Below are 22,741 nucleotides of genomic sequence, written 5' to 3'. Positions count from 1 at the left end.
CCTCGGCAGGCCCGGCCGGGTGATCGTCCCGGCGTGGCGGCCGTGGCGGCCGTGGCCGCGCTGCGAGCCTGGTCGGCGGCCTGGCGTCGGACGATCCGGACGCCGGCTCGCCGATCCCACCCGGTTCGCCGATCCCACCCGATGAGCCCGAGGAGCCCCGTCTTGCCGCACCGGTTGTCCGTTCCCCGGCTGACGGCCCTCGTCGTGGCCCTGCTCCTCGGGCTCTGCGCCTGTTCCAGCTCCGGGCCGGTCTCGCGCCAGGCCGATGCGCACGCGAGCTCCCCGCCCGCCGACGTGGTGGCCGCGGGCGGCCCGCTGGTCGGCGACCCCGCCCTCGTCCCCGGCGAGCAGTCCTGCGCGGCCGCGGAGGGCAACGCCCCGTGGTACCCGACCATCGCCGCGTTCGAGGTCCACGACTCCAACCGGACACACCTGTACGCGTGCGCGCACTTCGCGGGCGCCCCGTCGAACAACCAGGTCTACGCCCACGGTTCGCAGCAGGTCTACGCCACGCCGTACAACATCGTGGACCGCGGGCCCGACGAGCTCTACGTCTACGGCGGCGGCTACGGCGACAACCCGGCCGCGTCCGGCTCGTTCGTCTCGCGGGTCGAGCCGGGCACCTTCAACGAGGTCTGGCGGCGCGTGCTCATCAACACCAACGCCACCGACGAGTGGGACTACCCGGGCGTCCTGAACGTCCTGTCGGACGGCAGCCTGGTGGTCGTCTACGGCTACCACATCGCCCGGATCGACCCGGCGACCGGCGCGGTCCTCGCCCGCACGACCCTCCCCACCGGGGACTCGGCCCCGCGCGACACCGCGTACAACGGCTACGACGCGCTGCCCGACGGGACGATCGTCGCGAAGACCGTCAACCGGCAGCCCGGATGCACCGAACAGGGCTTCAGCGCCTTCCTCAACTGCCCCGACCCGACGGCCGTGCCGCCCTCGATCATGGTGGCGATCGACCCGAAGAGCCTCCAGGTGCTCTCCCAGGTCACGCTGCCGGAGATGATGGGCGGGCGCATCACCACGTCGACGCTGAACGGGACGCAGGAGATCTACCTGCCGGGCGCGACCAAGCTCTACCGCTACGCGTACCGGAACAACGCCTTCACCCCCGACCCCACGTGGGGACCGGTGAGCTACCTCAAGGACGGGCAGACCGCCGCGTCCGCCATGGCCGTCATCAACGACTACGTCGTCGCGATGACCAACGGCGGGAAGCCGACCCCGACGCCGATGAGCGTCGTCGCCGTCTCCCAGAGCGACTCGACCAAGGTGGCGAACGTCCAGCCGTTCGCGAACAGCGGCAGCAAGAACAGCTTCATCCCGTCGATGGTCTCGGTCGACCCCGAGAACAACCGCGTCTACGCCATGGACGCGGGGGCGGGCAAGCTGGCCGGGATCGACCTCTCGAACGGCACGCTGTCGGTCGCGTGGACACAGGACCAGACGACCCTCAGCTTCACGACCCTGCTCGGGCCCAAGGACCAGCGCGTCCTGATCGGGACGGACATCCCGGTGAAGTTCTTCCAGGGGCTCAAGAAGTACGACACCGAGCAGGTGGTGTGGCGCAGGGCCCAGGACGGGGCCGAACTCGCCCGCTCCAGCCAACTCCCCAAGATGACCCAGGGGATCCTGGTCACGCCCGGCTACGCCGGACTCCAGTACTTCCTCACCGCGGACGGCCACGTCACCGGCCTCCAGGTCGCCCCGAAGCCCGCCTCGCCGTCGCCGTCACCGTTGCCGTCCGTGTCGGGGAGCTCGACGAAGCCGGCGAGCTGATCGCCCGTAAGCCGTGTGCGGAATCACCGCACGCACGAATGGAAAGGGGGGAGGGAGGGAGCGGCCCGAACGGGCGCCGCGCCTCCGACTGCCGATGGACGAAGACACTTGGTGGGCCTTGATCGAGGAGGCCCGCGCCGCGGTGGGCTCCCGGGCGGACGACCGGGACCCGCCGGACGATCCGCTTCCCGAAGCGCTGACGGACGTGCTCGTCCGGCTGAGCCGGGAGGAGATCGTCGAGTTCGCCGTAAGACACGTCGAGGCACGGCAATCCGCCTATCGGTGGGAGCTGTGGGGAGCCGCCGACCTGATCGAGGGCGGGTGCAGCGACGACGGCTTCATGGACTTCCGCGACGGGCTCGTCCTCCTCGGGCGCGACACGTTCACCCGGGCCTTGGCGGACCCCGACACGCTCGCCGACCTTCCCGTGATCACCCGCATGAGCCGGGACGAGGCGGGCTGGATCGGCTACGAGTCGTTGAGCTACCCGATCGCGGACGCCTACCAGAGGATCACCGGCGAGACCGAATCCCTCGACGAGGGGATCGGTCGAGCTCTTGAGGACATGGCCCACCCCGAGGACCCGGCGGGCGAGCGATGGAAGTTCGACGACGACGAGGAGACGCGGAGCCGTCTCCCGAGACTCGCGGAGCTCTTTCTCGACTGAGACCGCCCATCGCTCCTGAAGGGCGTGAGCCGCGGTCAGCGGAACGCCGGTGGCGCCGTCCTGTGTGGGACGGCGCCACCGGCGTTGGTGTGGTGTTCGGTTGTTCACCGGTGGATCAGCTGTGCCTGCCCGGTCGGCGGTAGGCGATCAGGCACAGGGCGCCGCCGGCGAGGACGGAGAGGGCGCTGAGGCCCACGATGAGCGCGTTGGACGACGAGCCGCCGGTGGGAGGAAGCGGGCCGCTGCTCGACGACGACGAGGTGGGGGTGCGGGTCGGGCTCTTCGTCGGTGTCGGGCTGCCGGACGTGGACGTGGTGGGAGAGGGCGAGGGCGTCGGCGTCGGGCTCGGCGAAACGGTGGGTGACGGGGAGGGCGACGGCGACGGGGAAGGCGACGGGGACGGAGATGGTGACGGGGAGGGCGACGGCGACGGGGAGGGCGACGGCGACGGGGAGGGCGACGGCGACGGGGAAGGCGACGGGGACGGAGATGGTGACGGGGAGGGCGACGGCGACGGGGAGGGCGACGGCGACGGGGACGGAGATGGTGACGGGGAGGGCGACGGCGACGGGGACGGAGATGGTGAAGGCGAAGGCGACGGAGACGGGTTGGGCAGGATCACGCCCATGTCGAGGTCGAGGTCGCGCTGGCCGCCCCGGAGGGTGACCGTCTGGGTGAGGCCGGTGGTCTGGTCGGCGTCCGAGTCCTTGGCCGGGTCCGTCCCGGCGCCGCGCCTGGTGACGGTCGCGCCCTTCGGCAGGGTGGTCAGGTCGAACCGGACGGCGTAGCTGCCGTCGGGCAGCTTGTCGAACAGGTAGTGGCCGGTGGCGTCGGTCACCGTGGTGACCGGCTTGCCGTCCTTGTCGCGCACGGGCTGGCCGTTGCCGTCCAGCAGGTGCACCGTGACGCCGGGGATGCCGGGCTCACCGGGCTTCTGGATGCCGGAGCCGTCCAGGTCCTGCCAGACGAAGTCGCCGAGCGCGTTGTCGGAGGGGGCCACGCGCGTGACGGCGACGCCGACCTTGGCGGGTTCGGCGGGCAGCAGCTGCCGGCCGGCCGCGTCGGTGGCGGTGAAGGCGAAGCTGTTCCACGCGTAGTCGCCCGCGGGGGCGTCGTAGGACGCGACCATCGGCCAGGTCAGCACGAATGACGCGCCGGAGGCGAGGGTGCCGGCGCGGTGGACGCGGAACCACGTGGCCGTCCCGGGGGCGGGGAAGGTGGTGCTCCACACGGCCGCGCTGTTGCAGCCGTTCCGGGTGACGAGCGCGGTCTCGATGCAGGGGTTGGGGTCGGTGGTGTACTCGATGACCACGGTCGGGTCGCTGCTGGTGATCGGCTGGCTGAGGGACGGGGTCCAGGCGCTGCCGCGGGCGGCGCCCTGGGTGAGGACGTAGTTGTCGCCGGGGGTGGGGAGGCGGTCGTAGGCGATGAAGTCGGTGACCGGGTCGGGGGAGTCGTTGCGGACGGTCATGCGGTAGGAGATCCGGCCGCCGGGGGTGGCGGTGCCGATGCTGACGTAGTCGGCGTCGAGGTCGCCCTTGACCTCCTTGTAGGAGCGGAGCACCGAGGGCGCGTCCACGCGGATCCGGGAGGAGGCGTGGCACAGGAGCTCGGTGGTGTCGCCGTTGCCGTTGAGGTCCAGGAGGTCCGGGGTGCTGCCGCTGTCGGAGCCGGAGAACATGCACGAGACGGGGGCGTCGGGCCGGTCGACGGTCACGTAGACGTCGTTGGTGAGCTCGCCGGCGCGGATGCTGCCGGCCACCTGGACGTCGAAGAGCATCCGGTAGGCCAGCGCGTCGTGGAGGTACGTCATGTCCGGCGCGCCGGCGGGCCACTGCATCCTGAGGATCTGGCGGCCGTCGGGGCCGGGGGTCACCGTGATCGACTCGGGGGCCCTGGCGTCCGGGTAGTTCGGGTCGGGGCGGGCCGAGCCGTCGAGGTAGACGACGCCGGCGGGCAGCACGTCGTAGAGCACGAGCGGGCGGCCGAGGTCGCGGGCGCTGCGGTTGTAGGGGATGACCTGGAAGGTGGCCTTGCCGCCGGGGGCGGAGAGCTCACCGGCGACGGTGGTCTTGGCCGCGCCGAGGTTGGTGGCCTGGGTGATGGCGGTGGAGGCGCAGGCGTTGGCGGAGGCGTTGTCGGTGCCGTCTGTCGCGGTGGTTTCCACGCAGTTGGTCAGCCGGTCGGGTGCGGGGCGCCCGTCGTGGCCGAGGGTGGCGACCTGGGTGACCAGCTGCACCGAGTTGCCGGGGCTCCAGCCGGTGGGGATGGGGCCGTTCCAGGTGAACCTGAGGCCGTCCAGCCACCGTCCGGCCGGGATGCCCAGGTCGTCGCGGGAGGGGTCGCCCGCGCCCCGGACGAAGGTGATCCGTCGGTTGGTGGAGCCGTCGAACGGGCTGGACGGCGAGAAGGTGAGCCACGTGGGGTCGCCGTTGAGGCGGTACTGCAGGGTCAGCTCGATGCTGTTCGGGTTCCAGGGCTCCAGCTGGAGGGACTGCGGGAAGATCCAGTTGTAGAGGCCGTCGGTGGTGCCGGCGCCGGGGTCGGTGATGGTGAGGCTGGTCGCCGGGCCCGAGGTGTTGGTGGCCGAGAGGCCGAAGGAGTTGAGGTCGCCGTTGGTCGTGGTGTCGCGCCAGACCTTGCTCGCCGTCACCACCACGCCGGTGGCCGGCGGCCTGAACTGGCCCGTCGTGGTGGAAGCGGTGTCCAGCTTCCGCTCGCTCTCCGTCAGCGGGGCGCCGAGCAGGTCCACCGTGTTGTTCGAGGTGGTCCCGTTCGGGAAGTCGGCCTCGGGGTAGTGGACGACCAGCACGCCCGGCACGCGGCAGCCGCCGCGTCCGTTGCCGGAGGTGAACGCCCCGAGGTCGTAGCCCCACGTGTTCGGGCCCGGCGGCACCGGGGACCAGCCGGGCGAGCGGCCGGTGTCCACCACCGCGCCGGGCGGCAGGCTGTCGAGCAGGCGGCCGGCGTCCAGGTCGACGTTGGGCACGTTGTCGGTGGCGCAGGTGCTGAACTGGTAGGTGACGGTGCGTCCGTCGCTGCTGGAGGTCTGGATCCCCTTGGTCACCGTGTACTGCGGTTGCACGGCGGCCTTGGTGTCGGCCGTGGCGGTCTGCGAGGTCTCGCCGGTGGCGCTCATGGTGGCCGAGTTGGTGGAGGCGGCGCCGTTCGGGGTGGTGAAGTTGGGGTACTTCATCGTCACCGTGATGGTGGCGGTCGTGCCCGGACTCAGGTTCTTCAGCGTGATGTCCATCGTGCCGCCCATCGCGCCCGGGGCGGGGACGGTGGAGGCGGCCTCGTCCACCGAGGACGGGTCGGGCGTCCAGCCGACGAACTGCATGTTCGACGGCAGGGTGTCGAGGATCCGACCGCCCGTGCACTCGGTGATCGAACACGTGTAGCGCAGGGTGTAGGTGACGTTCTCCCCGGGGGAGGCGGTCGCCTTGTCCACGCTCTTGGTGAAGGAGATCGCGGCCTGGGCCGGTGGCGCCAGCACGCTGCTGCTGAACAGCGAGCCCGCCACCAGGGCCAGGACGGAGGCGATCCGCCCGGTCCGGAAAGGAATACGCATACCGAGCAGTTCATCCGATCGTCTGATCGATTGCTCCGACGGCGCGAGGGTGATCGGGGGCAATTCACCTGCTCAGCGGACGGGCGGGCCCGGATCACGGCACGGAGGGGACCGACCGGAGGGTCTCGGCCGCGCCCTGGCGACGGTCCGTCAGAGCGTAGCCCCCCGCGCCCGTCACTCGATCGGCCGGTGGCCGTATCCGATGACCGGGCGGGCCTGTTGGTATGGCATCGATTGGTAGGCCGGTGCGCGACTGCTTTGGACACCATCCGGCGACGACAGCTGCAGAAGAAGGCGGAATGCTCCAAATCTCAGTCGAGGACTCCGAGATCGACCCGGGTGAGGCCCATCGGTGGCACCTGGTGTCCCTGACCGGTGACGGCGGGCCCGCCCCGCGCCGGATGACCGGTTACAACCAGGCGAAACATTTCACCGTGGCGCAGCACGCCCAGAGCATCGACGAACCGATCCGGTCCTACGTCGCGGCCAGCTTCGAGCTCCCCGGCCGGGTGGACCCGGACGCGCTGGAAGGAGCGTTTCTCCACCTGGTGCGGCGTCACGAGGTGCTCAGGGCGGTCTACCAGCCGCTGGGCGGGGACCTGGGCTGTGAGGTCCTCACGCCCGACGAGGTGGCCCTCAAGCACGTCTACGTAGGCCCGTTGGAGACTCCCGCGGAGGTCACCGGGCACCTCCAGGGCGCGTTCCAGGAGGTGGACACGCTCGCCTGGCCGCTGATCACGATGGGCGCGGTCGTCCGGCCGGAGTCGACCACCGTCTGGTTCTCGTGCGACCACCTCGTCACCGACGGGCTCTCCAGCGCGATCGCGGTCAACGACCTCATCACGGCCTACCGGGACCTTGGCGCGGTCGAACCCGCGCCCGGCGCGGTCCGACCTCCCGGCAGCTACCTGGAGTTCAGCCGCACCCAGCGCCGGGCCAACCGGGCGATGAACGTCGACGACGCGCGGCTGGACTACTGGCGGGCGTTCCGCGACCGCAACGGCGGCCTGTTCCCGCGCTTCCCGCTCGACCTCGGGGTCCGGCCCGGCCACCTGTACGCGCCGGTGGCGAGCACCGAACGGCTGCTGACCGCCCGCCAGACCGAGGAGTTCGGCGCCGCCTGCCGGGCCCGTGGCGGACGGCTGTCCATGGGCCTGCTCGCGGCCGGCGCGGTCGCCCTGCGCCGGCTGGGCGGGCCGGCGGAGTACCGCGGGCTGGTGCCGGTCAACGAACGCGGTCGGGGCGTCTACGCGGAGTCGATGGGGTGGTTCATCAACACCCTGCCGGTCGCGTTCCCGGTCGGGGAGCGGGCGGAGTTCGGCGAGGTGCTGGCCGCCGCCCAGGACGCCTACGGGCAGGCGCAGGCGAACGCCGGGGTGCACTTCGTGAAGGCGTGGCGGCTGCTCGCCCCGGCCGAGTACGCGCGACTGCACTACTGGCCGCACGCGGTGAACTTCTTCTCCTACATCGACTTCCGCCGGCTGCCCGGCGCCGACCTGCACACCGCGCGGCGCGCCCGGATGCACGTGTGGGTCTCCGGCTGCAACGGGCTCCTGCACTGGCTGCACCGCACCGACGAGGGCCTGTTCGTCAACACCATCCACGTCGACACCCCGCAGGCCCGGGCCACCAACCGGTCGCTGCTGGACGGGCTCATCGGAGTGCTGACCGACGTCACCTGAGAGCCGCGGCTAACGGTCCAGGACCGACAGCAGCACGTCCACCAGCCGCTCGGCCGCGTCCGGGCGGCCGTGCTCACGGGCCCGTCGCGCGATCTCGGCGCGGCGGGCCGGGTCGGTGAGCAGCGGGACGATCATGTCCTGGAGGGCGCCGGAGGTGGCGGGGCCGATCAGCGCGACGGCCGCCCCGGAGTCGGCGAGGTGCCGCGCGTTGTGCTCCTGCTCGTTCCCGGCGCTGGTGGCCAGCGGGATGAAGACGGCGGCCTTGCCGAGCGCGGTCAGCTCGGCGAGCGTCCCGGCACCGCTGCGGGAGACCACCACATCGGCGAGCGCGAGGACGTCCGGGAGCTCCGGGCCGACGAAGCCGGTGACCAGGTACCGGGCGCGGATGTGCTCCGGCAGTGCGGCGACCCGCGCCCGCAGCCCGGCCTCGTGGGCGGGCCCGCACTGGTGGACGACGTTGGCGTGGCCGAGCAGCCACGGCAGGATGTCGCTGACCAACTGGTTGATCTGCTGCGAGCCCTGAGCACCACCGGTGACGTACACGGTGGGCGCCTCGCGGTCGAAGCCCCACAGACCGAGGGCCTGCACGGCCTTGCCGGCCTGGCCGGTCAGCACCTCGGGGCGTACGGGGTTCCCGGTGACCACGGCGTTGGGCCGGGCGGCGTCGGGGAGGAACGGCAGCGTGGACCCGGAGGAGACCGCGACGCGGGTGGCCATGCGGGCCAGCGCCCGGTTGCCCAGGCCGAGCCGGACGGTCTGCTCGTGGACGACCAGCGGCCGGTGGCACATCCGGGCGGCCAGCCCGACCGGCACCGCGACGTAGCCGCCGGTGCCGAGCACCACGTCCGGGTCGAACCCGGCGACCGCGGTGCGGGCCTGGGCGACACCGAGGGGGACGCGGCCCATGTCCTTGACGTTGGCCGGCGAGATCAGCTTGAGGGGGTTGGAGCTGCGCCGGATCTTCCCGGTGGCGACCGTCCTGAACGGGATGCCCTCGGACCCGGCGACACGGGCTTCGAGACCGGCGGCGGTGCCGATCCACAGCACGTCCAGGGCGCCGCCGGCCGCGGCGAGCCGCGAACGCAGGGTGCGGACGGCGGTGAGGGCCGGGTAGGTGTGCCCGCCGGTCCCGCCCCCCGTGACGATCAGCCGGAGGGGGCGGCCGAGGCGGGAGACGAGAGCAGTGGTGTCGGGGGTCACGGCTGGAACATACCAGCTCCCGAAGGGGCTTCTGGCAGCGGAAGCTGACGAAGCGTCGGCAGTGGGCCACTTGTCGCTCCGATGCGGCCCACCTCGGCCGGTGAAGCCCCTGTTAGCCTGATCGGCATGATCATGAGGAGGGCCGGGCAGCGGGCGCAGGGCGGGTTGGGCTCCGGTCCGGAGCGGGCTCTGATCGCCGCGAGTTTCGTCAACAGGGTGGGCAACGGTCTCTTCAACACCGCTGCTGTCCTCTACTTCACGTTCGTGGTGCACCTGCCCGCCGCACAGGTGGGGGCCGGCCTGACGATCGCCGGCCTCTGCGGCCTGGCGGCCGGCATACCGGCGGGGAACCTCGCCGACCGGTACGGGCCGCGCGCGATCTGGCTGACGAGCCTCGCGCTGCAGGCCGCAACGATGGCGGCGTTCGTCTTCATCGACAGCTGGCTCGCGTTCACGCTCGTCGCCACGCTGGACCGGCTGGCCGCCACGGCGGGCGGCGCCGCGGGCGGTGCGCTCATCGCGCGGGTCGGCGGTGAACGTCCGGCCGCCTTCCGGGCCAGACTCCGGACCTTCGTCAACCTCGGTGTCGTCGTCGGCACCCTGGGTGCGGCCTTCGCGATCCAGGTCGACACGCGCTCCGCCTACACCGGCCTCATCCTCGCCAACGCCGCCAGCTTCGCCTGCGCCGGACTGATCGCGTTCCTGGGCGTCCCGAACTACCGGCCCCTGCCGCGGCCCGAGGAACACCGCCGGTGGTCCGTCCTGACCGACCGCCCGTACGTGTCCTTCGTGGCGATCTACAGCGCCATGGGCCTGCAGTACCAGACCGTCTCCCTGCTCCTGCCGATCTGGCTCAGCGCCCACACCGACGCACCGCGCTGGACGGTGGCCGCGGTCTACGCGATCAACAGCGGCGTCTGCGTGCTGTTCCAGAGCCGGCTCGGCTCGAAGGTGGAGACCCCGCGGCAGGGCGGCCGCGCCTTCCGGCTCGCCGGGCTCCTGTTCCTCGTGAGCTGTCCGCTGATGGCGCTGACGGCCGACGTCCCCGCCTGGGTGGCTCCGGCGCTCGCCGGGCTGGCCGTGTGCATCCACAGCATCGGAGAGGTGTGGGAGTCGTCGGGCGGCTACGCGCTCGGTTTCGGCCTCGCGCCCGACCACGCCCAGGGCCAGTACCAGGGCCTCCTCGGCATCGGCTTCGACGCGGGCCAGGCGCTCGCCCCCGTGGTCCTGACCGGAGCCGTCCTCGCGCTCGGACACCCGGGATGGCTGCTGCTCGGCCTGTTCTTCGCGGCCGTGGGCGCGGCGGGACCGCCGGTGGCCGCGTGGACGGAGCGGACCCGGCCCGGTGAGCCGGGCGACGGTGCCCTCGGCCCGGTCGATCAGGAACCGATCGATCTGGAATCGAGAAGCCGCGCGGAGGCCCGCGACGTAGCGTGAACACGTCGCCGGGAGATCCGGCACCCGGTGGTCAACAGCCGGGCAACGTCATCAGGAGGACCCATGTCGTACGCCGTCGACTTCAAGAACGTGTCCACCGTCGGCCTGGAGTCGTCGCCGGTGGCGGAGGCGCTCGCCGGGCTGCGGGCCAACGAGGCGCGGTACTTCAAGAACAAGTACGACCACGAGTTCACCGTCCTGCCCGCCGACGAGGCGCCGGACGTGCTCGGCCTGGTGAACCGCATCCTGTCCGAGGAGCGCGACATCGTCATCGGCTCCCGGCCGCTGGAGGTGACCTCCTTCGAGGTGAGCGGTATCCGGATGATGTACGTGTTCTACGAGTCCGGCCTGTCGATCAACGTGATGTACGGGATCGAGGACGGCGGGAAGCGCGCGGTGGGGTTCAAGCTGTCGGAGGGCATGGACGTCCCCGAGGAGCTCGCGTCGAAGTTCAAGTTCGCGCGCCAGAAGTCGAAGCTGGCCGGCGAGATCCGCGGCTCCTTCTTCGTGATCAAGGGCGAGTACTGAGCCTCCACCGGTGCTCCGGGGCCCGCTGCTCGCCGCGGTGACCGTCTCCTGCTACCGCCGCCGGCACCGCCGGCCGGGTGACCCCGCGGTGTTCCGTACGGGCGGGGCCTGACGGGGCGTCGGACAATTCGGATACGATCCGCCCTCCACGGAATGGACCGTATCCCCATGACCCGCCCCTCCAGACGCCTCTGGGGCGTCCTCCTGGCCCTGCTCACGAGCCTCCTGACGCTGTGCGCCCAGCCGCAACTCGCGGGCGTCGCCCCCGTCGCCGCCGTCTCCGGTGTCCACCGGCAGGCGGACACGATCCAGCTCAATCCGGCGGCCCAGCAGGTGGTGGTCGGCCAGACCGCCACCGTCACGGCCGTCGTCACCGCGGCCGGCAGCCCCCAGACCGGGGTTTCGGTGAGCTTCCAGGTGACCGGTGGCCCGAACAGCGGACGAACCGGTACCGCGACGACCGACGGCAACGGCAACGCCGTCTTCATGTACTCCGGCACCGTGGCCGGTACCGACAGGGTGCAGGCCACCGTCGGCACCGACACCTCGAACCCGGCCTCGATCGAGTGGGACACGACGCAGGTGGGCCTCAATCCGGGCACTCAGTCCCTGGTGGTGGGGTCGACGGCCACGGTGAAGGCGACCGTCGGCCTGCAGGGCAACCCGGTGTCCGGTGTGACCGTGACCTTCTCCCTCGCCGGGCCCAACGGGCCGGCCTCGATGCAGGCGACGACCGACGCCACCGGTTCGGCCACGTTCACCTACACCGGCGCCGTCGCCGGCACCGACACCGTGCAGGCCTCGATCACCGACCCGGTGGGGCACACCCAGACCTCGAACCCGGCCACGGTGCAGTGGAGCACGCTGGTGGTCACGCTCGCCCCGGGCGACCAGAGCGTGACCCTCGGCGGCACGGCGAGCGTCAAGGCCACCGTCACCCTCAACGGGAACTTCCAGTCGAACGTCCCCGTCTCGTTCACCGCCACCGGGGTCAGCGGCACGGTGACCGGCTCGGGCGTCACCGACATCAACGGCGGCGCCACCTTCGCCTACAGCGACACCGGCACGACGGCCGGCCACGACTCGGTCCAGGCCTCCGTCCAGGACCCGGCCAACCGCACCCAGACCTCCAACCCGGTCGGCGTCGAGTGGACCGCCCCGGCTCCGGAGCCGGTGGTGTTCCTGGCACCGATCACCCAGTCGGTGGAGGTGGGCGGCACCGCGACCGTCGACGCGACCGTCACCCTGAACGGAGCGCCGGTCGCCAACGGCTCGATCACCTTCCTGGTGAACGGCTCGCCCTTCGGGCCCTCGACGACCACGGACGCGAACGGCCACGCCACGTTCACCTACACCAGCAACACGGTGGGCCCGGACGCCGTCACCGCCACCGTCCCGGGCTCCTCGAACAACCTGGTCACCTCCAACCGCGTCACCGTGCGCTGGACCGCGGTGCCGGTGGTGGCGCTGGTCCCGGCCTCCCAGTCCCACGTGGTGGGCCAGTCGGCGGGCCTCACCGCCACCGTCACCGTGAGCGGCGCGGCGGTGCCGAACACGACGGTCACGTTCCTGGTCACCTCGGGGCCGAACGCGGGCGTCACCGCGTCGGTCGTGACGGACGCCTCGGGCAACGCGCCGTTCTCCTACACCGGGACCGGGGCCGGCACGGACGCCGTTCAGGCCGCGGTGGTGGACCCGGTGAACCACACCGACTACTCCAATGTCGTCCAGGTCGTCTGGGCCGCCGACCAGGGGATCACCGCGACCGGCACCACGCTGAACGAGCGGCGCCACAGGTCCTTCACCGCGGGCGTCGCCACCTTCACCGATCCGGACGCCGGCGCCACGGCCGCCGAGTACACGGCGACCATCGACTGGGGTGACGGGACGACCGGCACCGGCACCGTCACCGGCGGCACCGGCGGCCCCTTCACCGTGACCGGCACCCACACCTACCGCAGCCGCCGGACCTTCACCGTGACGGTGACCATCACGGACCGGGACAACGGCGCCGACACCGCGAGGGCGACCACGACGATCCACGTTCGCTGACGGGTCCTTCGGGTCTCTCTGGTCCTTCAGGTCTCTCGGTTCCTTCAACCGGCCAGGAAGGACGACACCTCGGCGAACGACACGGCCGTGTCGGGCTGGAGGCGCGTGGTCTCCCCGCGGAAATTGCGCACCTCCAGCCAGCTCTGCGGCGATGCCCCCGGCAGGACGTCCATGAGCTTCCGCACGTCGGCCGGCCGGTAGACCATGAACTTCTTCGCCGGTCGGTAGTACGACGGATGGATGTCGAAGCGCAGGTCAACGGCCGGGTACGGCGACCGTCCCCAGTCGGCGTAGGGCAGTGAGGCGTGACCGTGGATGCGGGCGTCGACCAGCACCTCCGGGTCGTCGTCCCCGATCTCGCAGTCGAAGACGGGGACGGCGGTCGCCACTCGCGAGGCCGCCCCCGGGGTGGCGGCACAGGCCCGGCCCAGTGCCGGCGAGCAGAACAGTGCGGTGTCGAACGACCCGACCGGGCCCGGCAGCGGCACCTTGTGGTGGGACCGGCCGTCGAAGGCGAGGTCACGCCGGGGGGAGAGGAACTCCAGGAACGCCGCGACGGTCTCGTCCCGGTGGCCGGCCGCGCGCACCGCGAAGCGGACCGCACTGCGTCCCTGGTCGCGCAGGACGTAGTACTCGTAGAAGCCCATGGGGTGGTCGGGTGAGCGCTCGCAGCGGTAGACGTCGTCGAAGCCGTCGACCGGTACGTACCGGACTTCCGGGGCGTACGGCCCGACAGCCCTGGCGAGGACGTCCAGCACCGGTGTCCCGGCCTCGGCCTCCGCCGGGTCGTGGGGCGGGTCCACCTCGGCGAAGCCCTTGCGGAGACGGTCGTTGACCTTGCGCGCGGCGTGGCGCCGCGCCTGCTCCTCGTCGTCGAGCGTCATCGTGCTCGCCTTGCCCGGGGTGCGGTCGGATCCCCACCTGAGGAAGCAGCGGATCCCCTCCCGGCGGATCTCCCAGTAGTCGAGCGCGCCCGCCTCTTGCCGCTCGAACCGCCGCCATGTGGTCATCCGGCTTCCTCCACGTCCCACGGCCCGACGCCGTCGGCGCTGTCGAGTGCGGGCTCAACCGGACGGTGTGCCGGGGACCACAGGCCGAACCACTGCTCGGCGCCGTACTCCTCGAAGCGGGCCGCCTCGCTGAACCCCAGCTTCGTGGCGACGCGCAGCGAGGCGGCGTGGGCGGTCCGGGTGCAGAGCACCACCGGCTCCCCGGGGAGCGCGTCGGCGAACCAGTCGAGTGCGGCCGCGCACGCCTCGGCGGCGTATCCACGTCCCCACGCCCGCGGCAGGAACATGTAGCCGAGCTCGGCCTCGCCGCCTTCCGGGCGGACGTGGCCCGGGCGGTCCGCGTCGCGCGGATCGAGCGTGATCATGCCGATCATCGCTCCGTCGAGCTCGACCACGAAGAAGCCCAAGCGCCGCCCCGGCACCTCGGGCACCGCACGCTCCAGTTCGTCACGCGGCCGGGCACCACCGACGTAGGTGCCCACCTCCGGCGAGGCGAAGAGTTCGATGACCGCCGCGCGGTCCCGGGCCTCGGACGCGCGGAGCACGAGGCGCTCGGTCCTGATCGGGGCGGGCGGCCAGGCGACGGGGGCAGGATCGGTCATGGCGGGCAACCTATCGCAGGCCGTCCGCCGAGCAGGAGTTCCACATGATGGTGGACCAGGCGCGATGTGTCGGTGCCGTCCGTCATGCTCTCACCGTGACGACCCTGAACGACGGCGCCCAGCGCCACGGCCGCCCGGCCCGGCCCGACCTGTCCGATGCGCTCGCGGTGATCCGGGACACCGACTGGGCCGCCCTCCAGCACGCCTACGGGCCCGCGGGGGACACGCCCGCGCGCCTGTTGCAGCTCCTCGACCCGGAGCCCGAGACCCAGGCCGAGGCCCTGGGGATGCTCGACATGTCGGTGCTCCACCAGGGGTCCCTCTACAGCTCGACCGCACCGGCCGCGCTGTTCGTCGCCGCGATCCTCGCGGATCCCCGCACGACGGCCCGGCACGAGAGCCACTTCTCCTGGGACGAGCGCAGCCGCCCGCTGCGCGCCGCGCTCGTCGAGTGGCTGGGCCAGGTCGCGGAGTCGGCGGGCTGGGGGGAGTTCGCGGAGGACGACGAACCGGACGCGGAAGCAGACGAAGCAGACGAAGCAGATGAAGCAGACGAAGAAGACGAAGAAGATGCGGAGGACCGGGCAGCAACTGCGGCCTGTCGTGCGATCCGGCCCACGCTGTACGCGGCGGTCGTTCCCCACCTCACCGCCCCGGACCCGGCCGTTCGTGAGGCCGCCCTCGGCGCCGCCGGGCACCTCCTGAACGCCCCCGAACTCGCCGACCGCGTACCGGAGGCAGCGCAGCACCTCCGCCGGATCCTCGCGGACAGCGCCGACCGCCGCGAGCGCGCGGCCGCCGTCCTGACGCTCGGCGCCTGGCACCAGGACACCGCCGAGCTGCTCGACGACGCCGATCCCGCCGTCCGCGCCTGCGCTGCGCTCGCCCCCGTGGCGGCCGCCGACCCCCGTGCCACCCGGGTGCTCCTGGCCGCACTCGAGGACCCGAAGGCCGCCGACGGCTGGTTCCCCGAGCCGCTGCCGCAGTTCGACGGCTGGTTCCGCTTCACGCTGCTGGCCGCGGCGATCGACCGGGTCGACGATTTCGCCGAGCTGCTCCCGGCGGCGCTGGCGCTGGTCCCGCTCGCCGACGACTTCACGGTGGAACGGGACTGGGGCCCGCTGCTCGTGAAGGCCCTGCCGGACGGATTCCCCGCCGACGCCGAACCGACCGCCGCCCAGCGTGCGTTCCTGCGGGCCGTCGCCGCCAACGACGGCTGCTGGGGCACCATCGGCAACAAGATCATCTGGCTCCGCAGGGTCGGGCTGCCGGAGGACCGCGCCGAGTTCCGGCGGTTGGTGGGCTGACGGCGGTCCCGAAGGTGTGTCAGTAGGGGATGGTAGGAAGGGGGAATGATCAGCAGTGCGGAGGTCGGGGCCGTCGCCCGGAACCTGGCGGACGCGGGCAGCGACCTGCGGTGGAGCGGCGAGGGCCTGCGCGAACTCGCCGGCCGGCTCGGCTGGGAGTGGGCGGACGGGTCGGACGGCCGGGTCCGCCTCGTGACCGCGCTGCCGGGCGGTGACGCGGCGCTCGTGCCGGTCGACGCGCGGGCGCGCCCGTGGGCCCGGTCCCAGGAGTACCTGGAGCTGGTGGTCCCGGTCAGCCGTCCGGCCGCTGAAGTGCACGCGCAGGTCGAGGAGTTCCGACGGGTCGCCGATGCACTCCGCCGGGAGCTCGGGAACGCGACCTACATCGGCGGCAACGGCCGGAACAGCCCGACCGGTCATCGGCTCGCCCCCTCCTGGGGCAGGCCGTTCCTCCGGTGGCGCAGGGGGGCGACGAGCCTCGAACTCCGCGCGGGCGAAGCCGGGCCCGAACTCGTCCTGCAGGCGAGCGCCGTGTGGGAGTCCTGGTACCAGCAGGGCGGCGACGGATACGTCGGGGTCCTCCAGGGCGCCGGACTCGAACTGGACCACCCCCGCCGGGAGTACGCGGGCGAGTGGGACGAACTGGCCCTCGGCGGATTCCTGCAGATGCTGCCCGCCGAGGTCAGGGCCACCGGCCTGGCGCAGAGCATGCCCCTGTACGGGTGCTCGATCGGCGACGGCCCCCTGCTCTTCGCCATCGACTGCAGGGCCGGCCGCCTGCTCATCGGGTACACCGAAGCCGGTGTCGCCGAGGCCGCCCGAGGGGAGCGGGCCGCCACCCTCGGGTGGACCCCGATCGAGGAGACGCTCCCGTCCGACCACCCGCTGCGCCCGCAGTTCGGGTGCACGCCGTGGCTGATCGACGCCGGCGGCCCGGGCGGGGTCGACGGTGCCGTGGCGGACGTGATCGTGCGTACCGCCCGTGCGGCCGGCGTCGCGTCCGCCTCCGGACTCCGCATCGGAGGCGAGGCGGAGCACGTCGTCATCGAGGGCACGACGGGGCACACGCGGTACCGCATCGGGTTTCCGGGGCTCCGCATGCGTACCTGCTGACGGGGGCGGGCACGACGAAGCTCCAGGCCGTCAGCAGCTTCCGCCCGCTCGGACCGGGACCAGGCCGACGACGTAGGCGTCGACCGCGTCGGTGACGCAGGCGTTGCCGCGGCCGTAAGCGGTGTGCCCGGGGCCCCGGTAGGTCAGGAGCATGCCGCCGGGCAGCTGGGCAGCTGGGCGGCGAGGGCCTGGGCCTCCTCGTACGTCGTGGCCGGGTCGCCGGTGGTGCCGACCACGAGGACGGGCGGCAGTCCGGCGGGGGTGGCGCGGTGGGGCTTGAGCGGGCCTGCGGGCCAGGTGTGGCAGGTGAGGGTGGAGAGGACGCTGCCGGCGCCGAACACGCCCGCCTCCCGGTGGGCGCGGTCGAGCAGGTCCCAGTACGCCTGCGGGTCCGCGGGGTAGGGGGTGTCGAGGCAGTTGACGGCGGTGAGGGCGGCGTCGGAGTTGTCGGGCGCCTGCTCGCCGCCGGTCTCCGGGCCGTCGTCGTGGTGGCCGGGGTCCGGCTCGGCGAGGGCGATCAGCTTCGCGGCGTTGCCGCGCCGGGCGGCGCCGAGGGCCTCGGACAGCGGCTGCCACTGGGACTCCGGCGAGTACATCGACGTGGTGATGGCGGTGTGCAGGGTGTTCTGGTCGAGGCGCCGCCCCGGGCCCGTGGCCGGCCCGGAGCCGCGGGCGGTCGTCTCGTACAGGTCGGTGATCAGGGCACGGATGCCGTCGGGCGTGCCGGCGGGGCAGGCCTGGCCGACGACCGCCGCGCAGCGGTCGGCGTAGTCGTCGACGGCCCGCTGGAAGCCCTTCGCCTGGCGCAGGGCCAGCCCGGCCCAGTCGAGCGACGGGTCGACGGCGCCGTTCGTGACAACGACGGCGACCTGTTGATGTCGGCGCTGAAAGAAGCCGCCACGGCGGGTGAACACGCCAACCAGGTGGGGCGCCGGATCATCGCCGTCGGAAAGGAAGGCGGTCTCTGACGAGCCTGGACGTCCTTGCGTCACGCGGTGATCCTCCAGGATCCTCCAGCCGTCGCCACGGGCCCCGGCGTGACGTGCACGCCGGGGCCCGCCAGGGTGCTGCCGTCGGCGGCCAGCGGAGCCGATGGGGTGGTCGATCGTCCGCTGAGCGTGAACGCGGCGGCATGTCGGGTCGGTGAGCGCGCGCGGGCTGGTGTCCTTGGCGGGCGGATTCGGCGCGGTGCCGGACGGCGCTTTCGGGACAGGAGACCACGGTGATCGTGCGCATCATGGGCGAGGGGCAAGTGCGGCTGGTCGACTCCCACTTCGCCGAGCTGAACGCGCTCGACGACGAGTTGCTCGCGGAGATGGAGAGCGGCGACGAGGAGGGCTTCCGGCGGACCCTGGGGGCGCTCCTGGATGCGGTGCGCCGCCTCGGCACCGCGTTGCCCGACGACGCTCTGGAGCCCTCCGAGCTGATCCTGCCGCCCCCGGACGCCTCCCTTGAGGAGGTCCGCGAGATGCTCGGCGACGAGGGCCTCATCCCGGGCTGACCGGCCGGGGGCGCCGGTGGCCGGCGTCCCCGGCCGGTGAGCCTACGCCGCCGGCTCGGCCTCGATCTCGATCACCTGCGCGGGACCCGCCCGGAACGCCGGGCCGGCGGCGTCCGCGGCCACCATGTGCGGGGTGGCGTCGTGCGCGGCCAACGCCTCGCGCGATGCCCAGAGTTCGGTGAGGACGAACCGGTCCGGATCGCCGACGACCCGGTGCAGGTCGTACTGCAGGCACCCCTCTTCGGCCCGCACGAGCGGCGCGAGGCGTTCGTAGGCGTCGAGCTGCTCCTGGCCGCGGCCCGGGAGGGTGGTGATGTGGACGTGGAGGCGTACGGACTGTGGCATGTGAGTGAGCGTAGATCGGTGAGGCCCGCCGGGGAACCGGTATCTCACCTGGCAGACGTGCCTGTACCTACTGGTATGTACAATCGTGGGCGGATGGATCGGTCCCGCGGCCGTGGCCCCATGGTGCGCGGTCGGTCGATGGGGAGGAACCCGCTATGCCGTTCGTTCGGATCGACGCCCTTCGGGCCGACGGTGCCCGACTGGACGCGCTCGGCCGCGCGGTGCACGAGGCCCTGATGGAGACGATCGGCATTCCGCCGGACGACCTGTTCCAGGTCCTGGTCGGCCACGACGGCATCAACAGCACACTGCGGTACGGGAATTACCTCGGCGTGCGGCGTGACGAGGGCATCGTCTACATCGCGATCACCCTGCGCGCCGGTCGGACTCCCGACCAGAAGCGCGCCCTGTACCGGCGGATCGCGGAACTCGCGGAGCAGTACGCGGGCACCGAGCCCCGGAACGTGTTCGTCACCCTGGCCGAGAACGCGTCCATCGATTGGTCGCTCGGCGACGGGCTGGCGCAGTACGCCCCGTCGTCGAGCGGGTGAGGCCCGGCCGGGGGGCTCCATTGAATGTTCATGTGACATGGCCGCATCGTGCCCGGCTGTGGCAGGCCATGTCATCCGCGGAGTGTGGCTGATACGCTGCGAGAATGACCACCCACGACGAGGCGACCGCAGTGCGGGCGGGCGAGCAGGACGGCCTCTGGCTCAGTCCGGCCGAGCTGGACTCCTGGCTGTCGGTGGTGCGGCTGATGACGCGGCTGCCCTGGGCCATCGACGCCCAGCTGCAGCGCGACGCCGATCTGAGCATGGTCGAGTACATGACGCTGGCGATGCTGTCCGAGGCCCCCGAGTGGACCTTGCGCATGAGCGTCCTCGCCGAGAACACCAGCACGTCGCTGTCCCGGCTCTCACACCTGGTCAAGCGACTGGAGGGCCGCGGCTACGTCCGCCGGGAGGCGGATCCGGCGGACGGGCGCTTCACCAACGCCATCCTGCTGCCCGCCGGCATGGCCAAGCTCGAAACGGCCGCACCCGCGCACGTGGCCTTCGTCCGCCGCCTCGTCGTGGACAACCTCTCCGGCGAGCGCCTGCGCCGGCTCGGGCAGGACGCCGAGCGCATCCTGCAGCGCATCGACTCGCCTGCTCGTTGACGATTCAAGTCGCCTGTGGGGCGCAGAGCGAACAAGTGTCCTGAAAATTCCCGCCTTCCAGCCTCTTGCGCTCGGCGATGACTTGAAGGTTAAAGTGAATGTGTACCGCAAGCCACCGCAGGGATCGGAAGGGTCGAGATGTCCCACGACAACGAGAAGATCATCCGCGCCGCCTACCAGGTCGCCGAGGAGCAGGACGTCGCCGGCTGGGTCGCGGCCTTCACGGAGGACGGCACCTTCACCGACATGTCCATCCCGTTCACGTACCGCGGTGCCGAGGAGCTCGGAAAGACGGTCGAGGTGTACGCCAAGGCCTTCCCCGACATGCACCGCGAGCTGGAGCGGTTCTACGTCACCGGCGACATCGTGATCGTGCAGCTGCGCCTGCAGGGCACCCACCTCGGGCCGCTGGAGACGCCCGCCGGGACGGTTCCGCCCACCGGCAAGCGGATGGACGCGCCGTGCTGCGACGTGTTCGAGCTGGTCGACGGCAGGATCAAGCGCTTCGACTGCTACGCGGAGGGCTCCGTCATCGCCCGCCAGCTCGGCCTCGGCTGAGCCCGTTCGGGGGAACATAGGCGGGTTCGTCCTTGTTGTCACTTGAGCCTTCAAGTTCACAGGCTCAGGGTTTGACTTGAAGGCTCAAGTGAAGTAGGAGGGCTCATCATGACCACCGCCACGCCGACGCCGGGCCGCTACGCCATCGACGTCCCCCGCTCCGAGATCACCTTCACCACCAAGCACCTGTTCGGACTGGGCACGGTCCGCGGCAGCTTCCGGCTCCGCGGCGGCACCGTCTCGCTGGCCGAGCCGCTCACCGCGAGCCGGGTGGACGCCGTCGCCGACGCGGGCAGCTTCGACACCGGCAACAAGAACCGCGACCGCCAGGTCCTGTCCAAGGCCCTGCTGGACACCGCCACCTACCCGGACATCCGCTTCACCGCCACCGGGGCCGAACTGGACCAAACCGGTGTCTGGGCCCTGCGGGGCGAGCTGACCGCGCACGGCACCGGCGCGCCCGTCACCTTCACCGTGACCAGCGCCGACGTCGACGGCGACGAGATCGCCGTGGAGGCCACCGCGACCGTCGACCGCTATGCCCACGGCGTCACCGGGCTCAAGGGCGTGGCCGGGCGCCGCCTCCGGCTGACCGCGACCGTCCGGGCCCGCCTGACGGACGCGAACCACACCGACGGAAGCCCCGCCTAGCCCCGCCCCGCCCCGCCTAGCCTCGCCTCGCCCGGCCTGGCCCGGCCGAGCCGTACGCAAGGAGTGAACGTCATGACCACGCTCAAGATCGCCGTGATCCTCGGCAGCACCCGCCCCGGCCGCAACGGGAAGGCCGTCGCCGACTGGGTCGTCGACCGGGCCGGCGCCCGGACCGGCGCCGAGTACGGGCTCGTCGACCTCGCCGACTGGCCGCTGCCGTTCATGGACGAGCCGATGCCGCCGGCCATGGGCCGGTACCAGGGCGAGCACACCAAGGCGTGGGCGGCCAAGGTCGCGGAGTTCGACGGCTACGTCTTCGTCACCCCCGAGTACAACCACTCCCTCCCAGGCGTGCTGAAGAACGCCATCGACTTCGCCTACGCCGAATGGAACAACAAGGCGGCCGCCATCGTCTCGTACGGCACCGTCGGTGGCATCCGGGCCGCCGAGCACCTGCGCACCGTCGCCAGCGCGGTCCAACTCGCCCATGTGAACCAGCAGCTGGCCTTCTCGCTGTTCACCGACTTCGAGGACCTCTCGCTCTTCAAGCCCGGCGCGCACCACGACGCCGCGGCCACCAAGCTGTTCGAAGAGCTGGAGTCCTGGGCGACGGCCATGCGGACCGTCCGAAACTGACAGCCGAGTCCGCACGTCCGGACAGGGGAGACGTCATGCCCGAACACACCTCGACCGTCGCGGCCGCCGGCTCGTACGCCCTCGGCCCCCGGCGGGTGCACCGCATCGGATACGGCGCGATGCAGCTGGCCGGCGACAACGTCTTCGGCCCGCTCCGCGACCGCGACGAGGCGGTACGCGTGCTGCGGGCCGCGGTTGCCGGCGGCGTCGACCGCCACCGCCCAGTGGTGCCCCTTGCTGGCGTCGATGCCGACCCATATCCGATCGTGAGACGCACTCAAGCCCGTCGCTCCGTATCCATCGTGACCAGCACCTCGTGGTCCGTGGACCACTCCGCCGACAGGTCCCTGACCAGCGATGACCGCAGTTCTCAATCAGTGGTCGGAGCGTCCCGAAGGACCGCGCGGCCATTCCTTCGCAGCCACGGACGGCAACCGACCATCAGCCACACCCGGTCCTCCCGGACCGCCTCACATTCTTAGGGACGGACCATGACCCGCACCGTCGCCGACCTCATGTGGCGCAACCTCCTCGCCGTCTTCAACGAGCCGGACCCCGTCCGCCGCGCCGCGGCCATCGCCGGGACCTACGCCGAGGACGTGGTCTGGCACGAGCCCGACCGCGTCGTCCGCGGGCGTGCGGCCCTCGCGCAGCGCGCGGCCGAGCTGCGGGAGGAGACGCCGGACTGGGTCTTCGAACCGGACGGTCCCGTCTCCGTGAACGACGACCTCGGCCACCTCGGGTTCCGCTTCGGTCCGGCCGGCCGGCCGCCCGTCGTGACCGGGATGGACATCGCCCACTGCAAGGACGGCGTGATCGTCGAGCTCTACACGTTCGTCGACGGCGCCGGTCCGGAGAGCCCCTGACTCATCCGGACTGGCCACCCGTCCCCGCGCCGGGTTCACGGTCGGCGGCCGGGTCGGCGTCGCGC

The 22,741-nt window shown here is 72.0% G+C and carries 21 protein-coding genes and 2 pseudogenes; 16 read left to right on the top strand and 7 right to left on the bottom strand.

The annotated features are described in order from the left end of the window. Nucleotides 1–162: 162 nt before the first annotated feature. The 3 genes and pseudogenes from ACFVU9_RS16695 to ACFVU9_RS16685 form a co-directional block, all read left to right on the top strand. Nucleotides 163–1,791, top strand: a complete 1,629-nt coding sequence (locus ACFVU9_RS16695; protein ID WP_387593921.1) for a hypothetical protein — start codon at nt 163–165, stop codon at nt 1,789–1,791. 94 nt (nt 1,792–1,885) lie between these two features. Beyond that, nucleotides 1,886–2,458, top strand: coding sequence for a DUF4240 domain-containing protein (locus tag ACFVU9_RS16690; RefSeq protein WP_387593919.1), 573 nt, complete (start codon nt 1,886–1,888; stop codon nt 2,456–2,458). A 197-nt stretch (nt 2,459–2,655) separates the two neighbouring features. After that, nucleotides 2,656–3,051: pseudogene (locus ACFVU9_RS16685) on the top strand (hypothetical protein); the annotation flags it as partial. 38 nt (nt 3,052–3,089) lie between these two features. On the opposite strand, the pseudogene ACFVU9_RS16680 reads toward ACFVU9_RS16685, so the two are convergent. Further along, a pseudogene (locus ACFVU9_RS16680) lies at nt 3,090–6,029 on the bottom strand (SdrD B-like domain-containing protein); the annotation flags it as partial. A gap of 299 nt (nt 6,030–6,328) precedes the next feature. Between ACFVU9_RS16680 and ACFVU9_RS16675 the strand changes: the two are divergent. After that, the gene (locus tag ACFVU9_RS16675) at nt 6,329–7,711 is read left to right on the top strand and encodes a condensation domain-containing protein (protein ID WP_387593917.1); all 1,383 of its coding nucleotides are present in this window, start codon (nt 6,329–6,331) and stop codon (nt 7,709–7,711) included. Between the two features lie 9 nt (nt 7,712–7,720). Here ACFVU9_RS16675 and ACFVU9_RS16670 read toward each other — a convergent pair whose 3' ends face one another. Further along, nucleotides 7,721–8,911 (bottom strand): glycosyltransferase, encoded by a 1,191-nt coding sequence (locus ACFVU9_RS16670; RefSeq protein ID WP_387593915.1) that lies wholly within the window; start codon nt 8,909–8,911, stop codon nt 7,721–7,723. A 126-nt stretch (nt 8,912–9,037) separates the two neighbouring features. Between ACFVU9_RS16670 and ACFVU9_RS16665 the strand changes: the two genes are divergently transcribed. From ACFVU9_RS16665 to ACFVU9_RS16655, 3 genes are all read left to right on the top strand, one after another. Continuing rightward, nucleotides 9,038–10,348, top strand: a complete 1,311-nt coding sequence (locus tag ACFVU9_RS16665; protein ID WP_387593913.1) for an MFS transporter — start codon at nt 9,038–9,040, stop codon at nt 10,346–10,348. Between the two features lie 63 nt (nt 10,349–10,411). Next, on the top strand, nt 10,412–10,876 hold the full coding sequence (locus tag ACFVU9_RS16660; RefSeq protein ID WP_380493364.1) for a phage tail protein: 465 nt from the start codon (nt 10,412–10,414) through the stop codon (nt 10,874–10,876). 168 nt (nt 10,877–11,044) lie between these two features. Continuing rightward, on the top strand, nt 11,045–12,928 hold the full coding sequence (locus ACFVU9_RS16655; protein WP_387593911.1) for an Ig-like domain-containing protein: 1,884 nt from the start codon (nt 11,045–11,047) through the stop codon (nt 12,926–12,928). 44 nt (nt 12,929–12,972) lie between these two features. Here ACFVU9_RS16655 and ACFVU9_RS16650 read toward each other — a convergent pair whose 3' ends face one another. Together ACFVU9_RS16650 and ACFVU9_RS16645 are read right to left on the bottom strand one after the other, a co-directional pair. Next, on the bottom strand, nt 12,973–13,938 hold the full coding sequence (locus ACFVU9_RS16650; protein ID WP_387593909.1) for a WGR domain-containing protein: 966 nt from the start codon (nt 13,936–13,938) through the stop codon (nt 12,973–12,975). Next, nucleotides 13,935–14,540, bottom strand: a complete 606-nt coding sequence (locus tag ACFVU9_RS16645) for a GNAT family N-acetyltransferase (RefSeq protein ID WP_387593907.1) — start codon at nt 14,538–14,540, stop codon at nt 13,935–13,937. The genes ACFVU9_RS16650 and ACFVU9_RS16645 overlap by 4 nt, the downstream gene beginning before the upstream one ends. 95 nt (nt 14,541–14,635) lie before the next feature. On the opposite strand from ACFVU9_RS16645, the gene ACFVU9_RS16640 reads away from it, so the two are divergent. Both ACFVU9_RS16640 and ACFVU9_RS16635 read left to right on the top strand, forming a co-directional pair. Next, nucleotides 14,636–15,847, top strand: coding sequence for a HEAT repeat domain-containing protein (locus ACFVU9_RS16640; protein WP_387593905.1), 1,212 nt, complete (start codon nt 14,636–14,638; stop codon nt 15,845–15,847). 45 nt (nt 15,848–15,892) lie between these two features. Next, complete coding sequence (locus ACFVU9_RS16635) at nt 15,893–16,960, top strand: hypothetical protein (protein WP_387593904.1); 1,068 nt, start codon at nt 15,893–15,895, stop codon at nt 16,958–16,960. Nucleotides 16,961–16,990: 30 nt separating this feature from the next. Here the strand turns inward: ACFVU9_RS16635 and ACFVU9_RS16630 are convergent, their stop codons facing one another. Both ACFVU9_RS16630 and ACFVU9_RS16625 read right to left on the bottom strand, forming a co-directional pair. Continuing rightward, nucleotides 16,991–17,113, bottom strand: a complete 123-nt coding sequence (locus ACFVU9_RS16630; protein ID WP_387593902.1) for an alpha/beta hydrolase — start codon at nt 17,111–17,113, stop codon at nt 16,991–16,993. Continuing rightward, nucleotides 17,104–17,874, bottom strand: coding sequence for an alpha/beta hydrolase (locus ACFVU9_RS16625; protein ID WP_387593900.1), 771 nt, complete (start codon nt 17,872–17,874; stop codon nt 17,104–17,106). Before ACFVU9_RS16625 ends, ACFVU9_RS16630 begins: the two co-directional genes overlap by 10 nt. A 308-nt stretch (nt 17,875–18,182) precedes the next feature. On the opposite strand from ACFVU9_RS16625, the gene ACFVU9_RS16620 reads away from it, so the two are divergent. Then, the gene (locus tag ACFVU9_RS16620; protein WP_387593898.1) at nt 18,183–18,461 is read left to right on the top strand and encodes a hypothetical protein; all 279 of its coding nucleotides are present in this window, start codon (nt 18,183–18,185) and stop codon (nt 18,459–18,461) included. Between the two features lie 42 nt (nt 18,462–18,503). Here the strand turns inward: ACFVU9_RS16620 and ACFVU9_RS16615 are convergent, their stop codons facing one another. Next, nucleotides 18,504–18,806, bottom strand: coding sequence for a putative quinol monooxygenase (locus ACFVU9_RS16615; RefSeq protein ID WP_380438609.1), 303 nt, complete (start codon nt 18,804–18,806; stop codon nt 18,504–18,506). A 155-nt stretch (nt 18,807–18,961) separates the two neighbouring features. Here ACFVU9_RS16615 and ACFVU9_RS16610 point away from each other — a divergent pair, with 155 nt between their 5' ends. The 6 genes from ACFVU9_RS16610 to ACFVU9_RS16585 all read left to right on the top strand — a co-directional run bounded on the left by ACFVU9_RS16610 (nt 18,962) and on the right by ACFVU9_RS16585 (nt 22,676). Continuing rightward, nucleotides 18,962–19,357, top strand: a complete 396-nt coding sequence (locus ACFVU9_RS16610) for a tautomerase family protein (protein WP_380493340.1) — start codon at nt 18,962–18,964, stop codon at nt 19,355–19,357. A 104-nt stretch (nt 19,358–19,461) separates the two neighbouring features. Continuing rightward, the gene (locus ACFVU9_RS16605) at nt 19,462–19,965 is read left to right on the top strand and encodes a MarR family winged helix-turn-helix transcriptional regulator (RefSeq protein WP_380493338.1); all 504 of its coding nucleotides are present in this window, start codon (nt 19,462–19,464) and stop codon (nt 19,963–19,965) included. A gap of 138 nt (nt 19,966–20,103) precedes the next feature. Further along, entirely contained in the window at nt 20,104–20,523 is a 420-nt protein-coding gene (locus tag ACFVU9_RS16600) for a nuclear transport factor 2 family protein (protein ID WP_380493336.1), read from the top strand. Nucleotides 20,524–20,631: 108 nt separating this feature from the next. Then, the gene (locus ACFVU9_RS16595; RefSeq protein WP_387593895.1) at nt 20,632–21,174 is read left to right on the top strand and encodes a YceI family protein; all 543 of its coding nucleotides are present in this window, start codon (nt 20,632–20,634) and stop codon (nt 21,172–21,174) included. A gap of 72 nt (nt 21,175–21,246) precedes the next feature. Continuing rightward, complete coding sequence (locus ACFVU9_RS16590; protein WP_387593893.1) at nt 21,247–21,810, top strand: NADPH-dependent FMN reductase; 564 nt, start codon at nt 21,247–21,249, stop codon at nt 21,808–21,810. 491 nt (nt 21,811–22,301) lie between these two features. Beyond that, nucleotides 22,302–22,676 (top strand): nuclear transport factor 2 family protein, encoded by a 375-nt coding sequence (locus ACFVU9_RS16585; RefSeq protein ID WP_387593891.1) that lies wholly within the window; start codon nt 22,302–22,304, stop codon nt 22,674–22,676. Nucleotides 22,677–22,741 lie beyond the last annotated feature (65 nt).

The organism is Kitasatospora sp. NPDC057936, assembly GCF_042887525.1.
Classification (GTDB): domain Bacteria; phylum Actinomycetota; class Actinomycetes; order Streptomycetales; family Streptomycetaceae; genus Kitasatospora.
The sequence above is the reverse complement of the archived record's forward strand: the minus strand, read 5'-3'. Positions and strand labels throughout refer to the sequence as shown.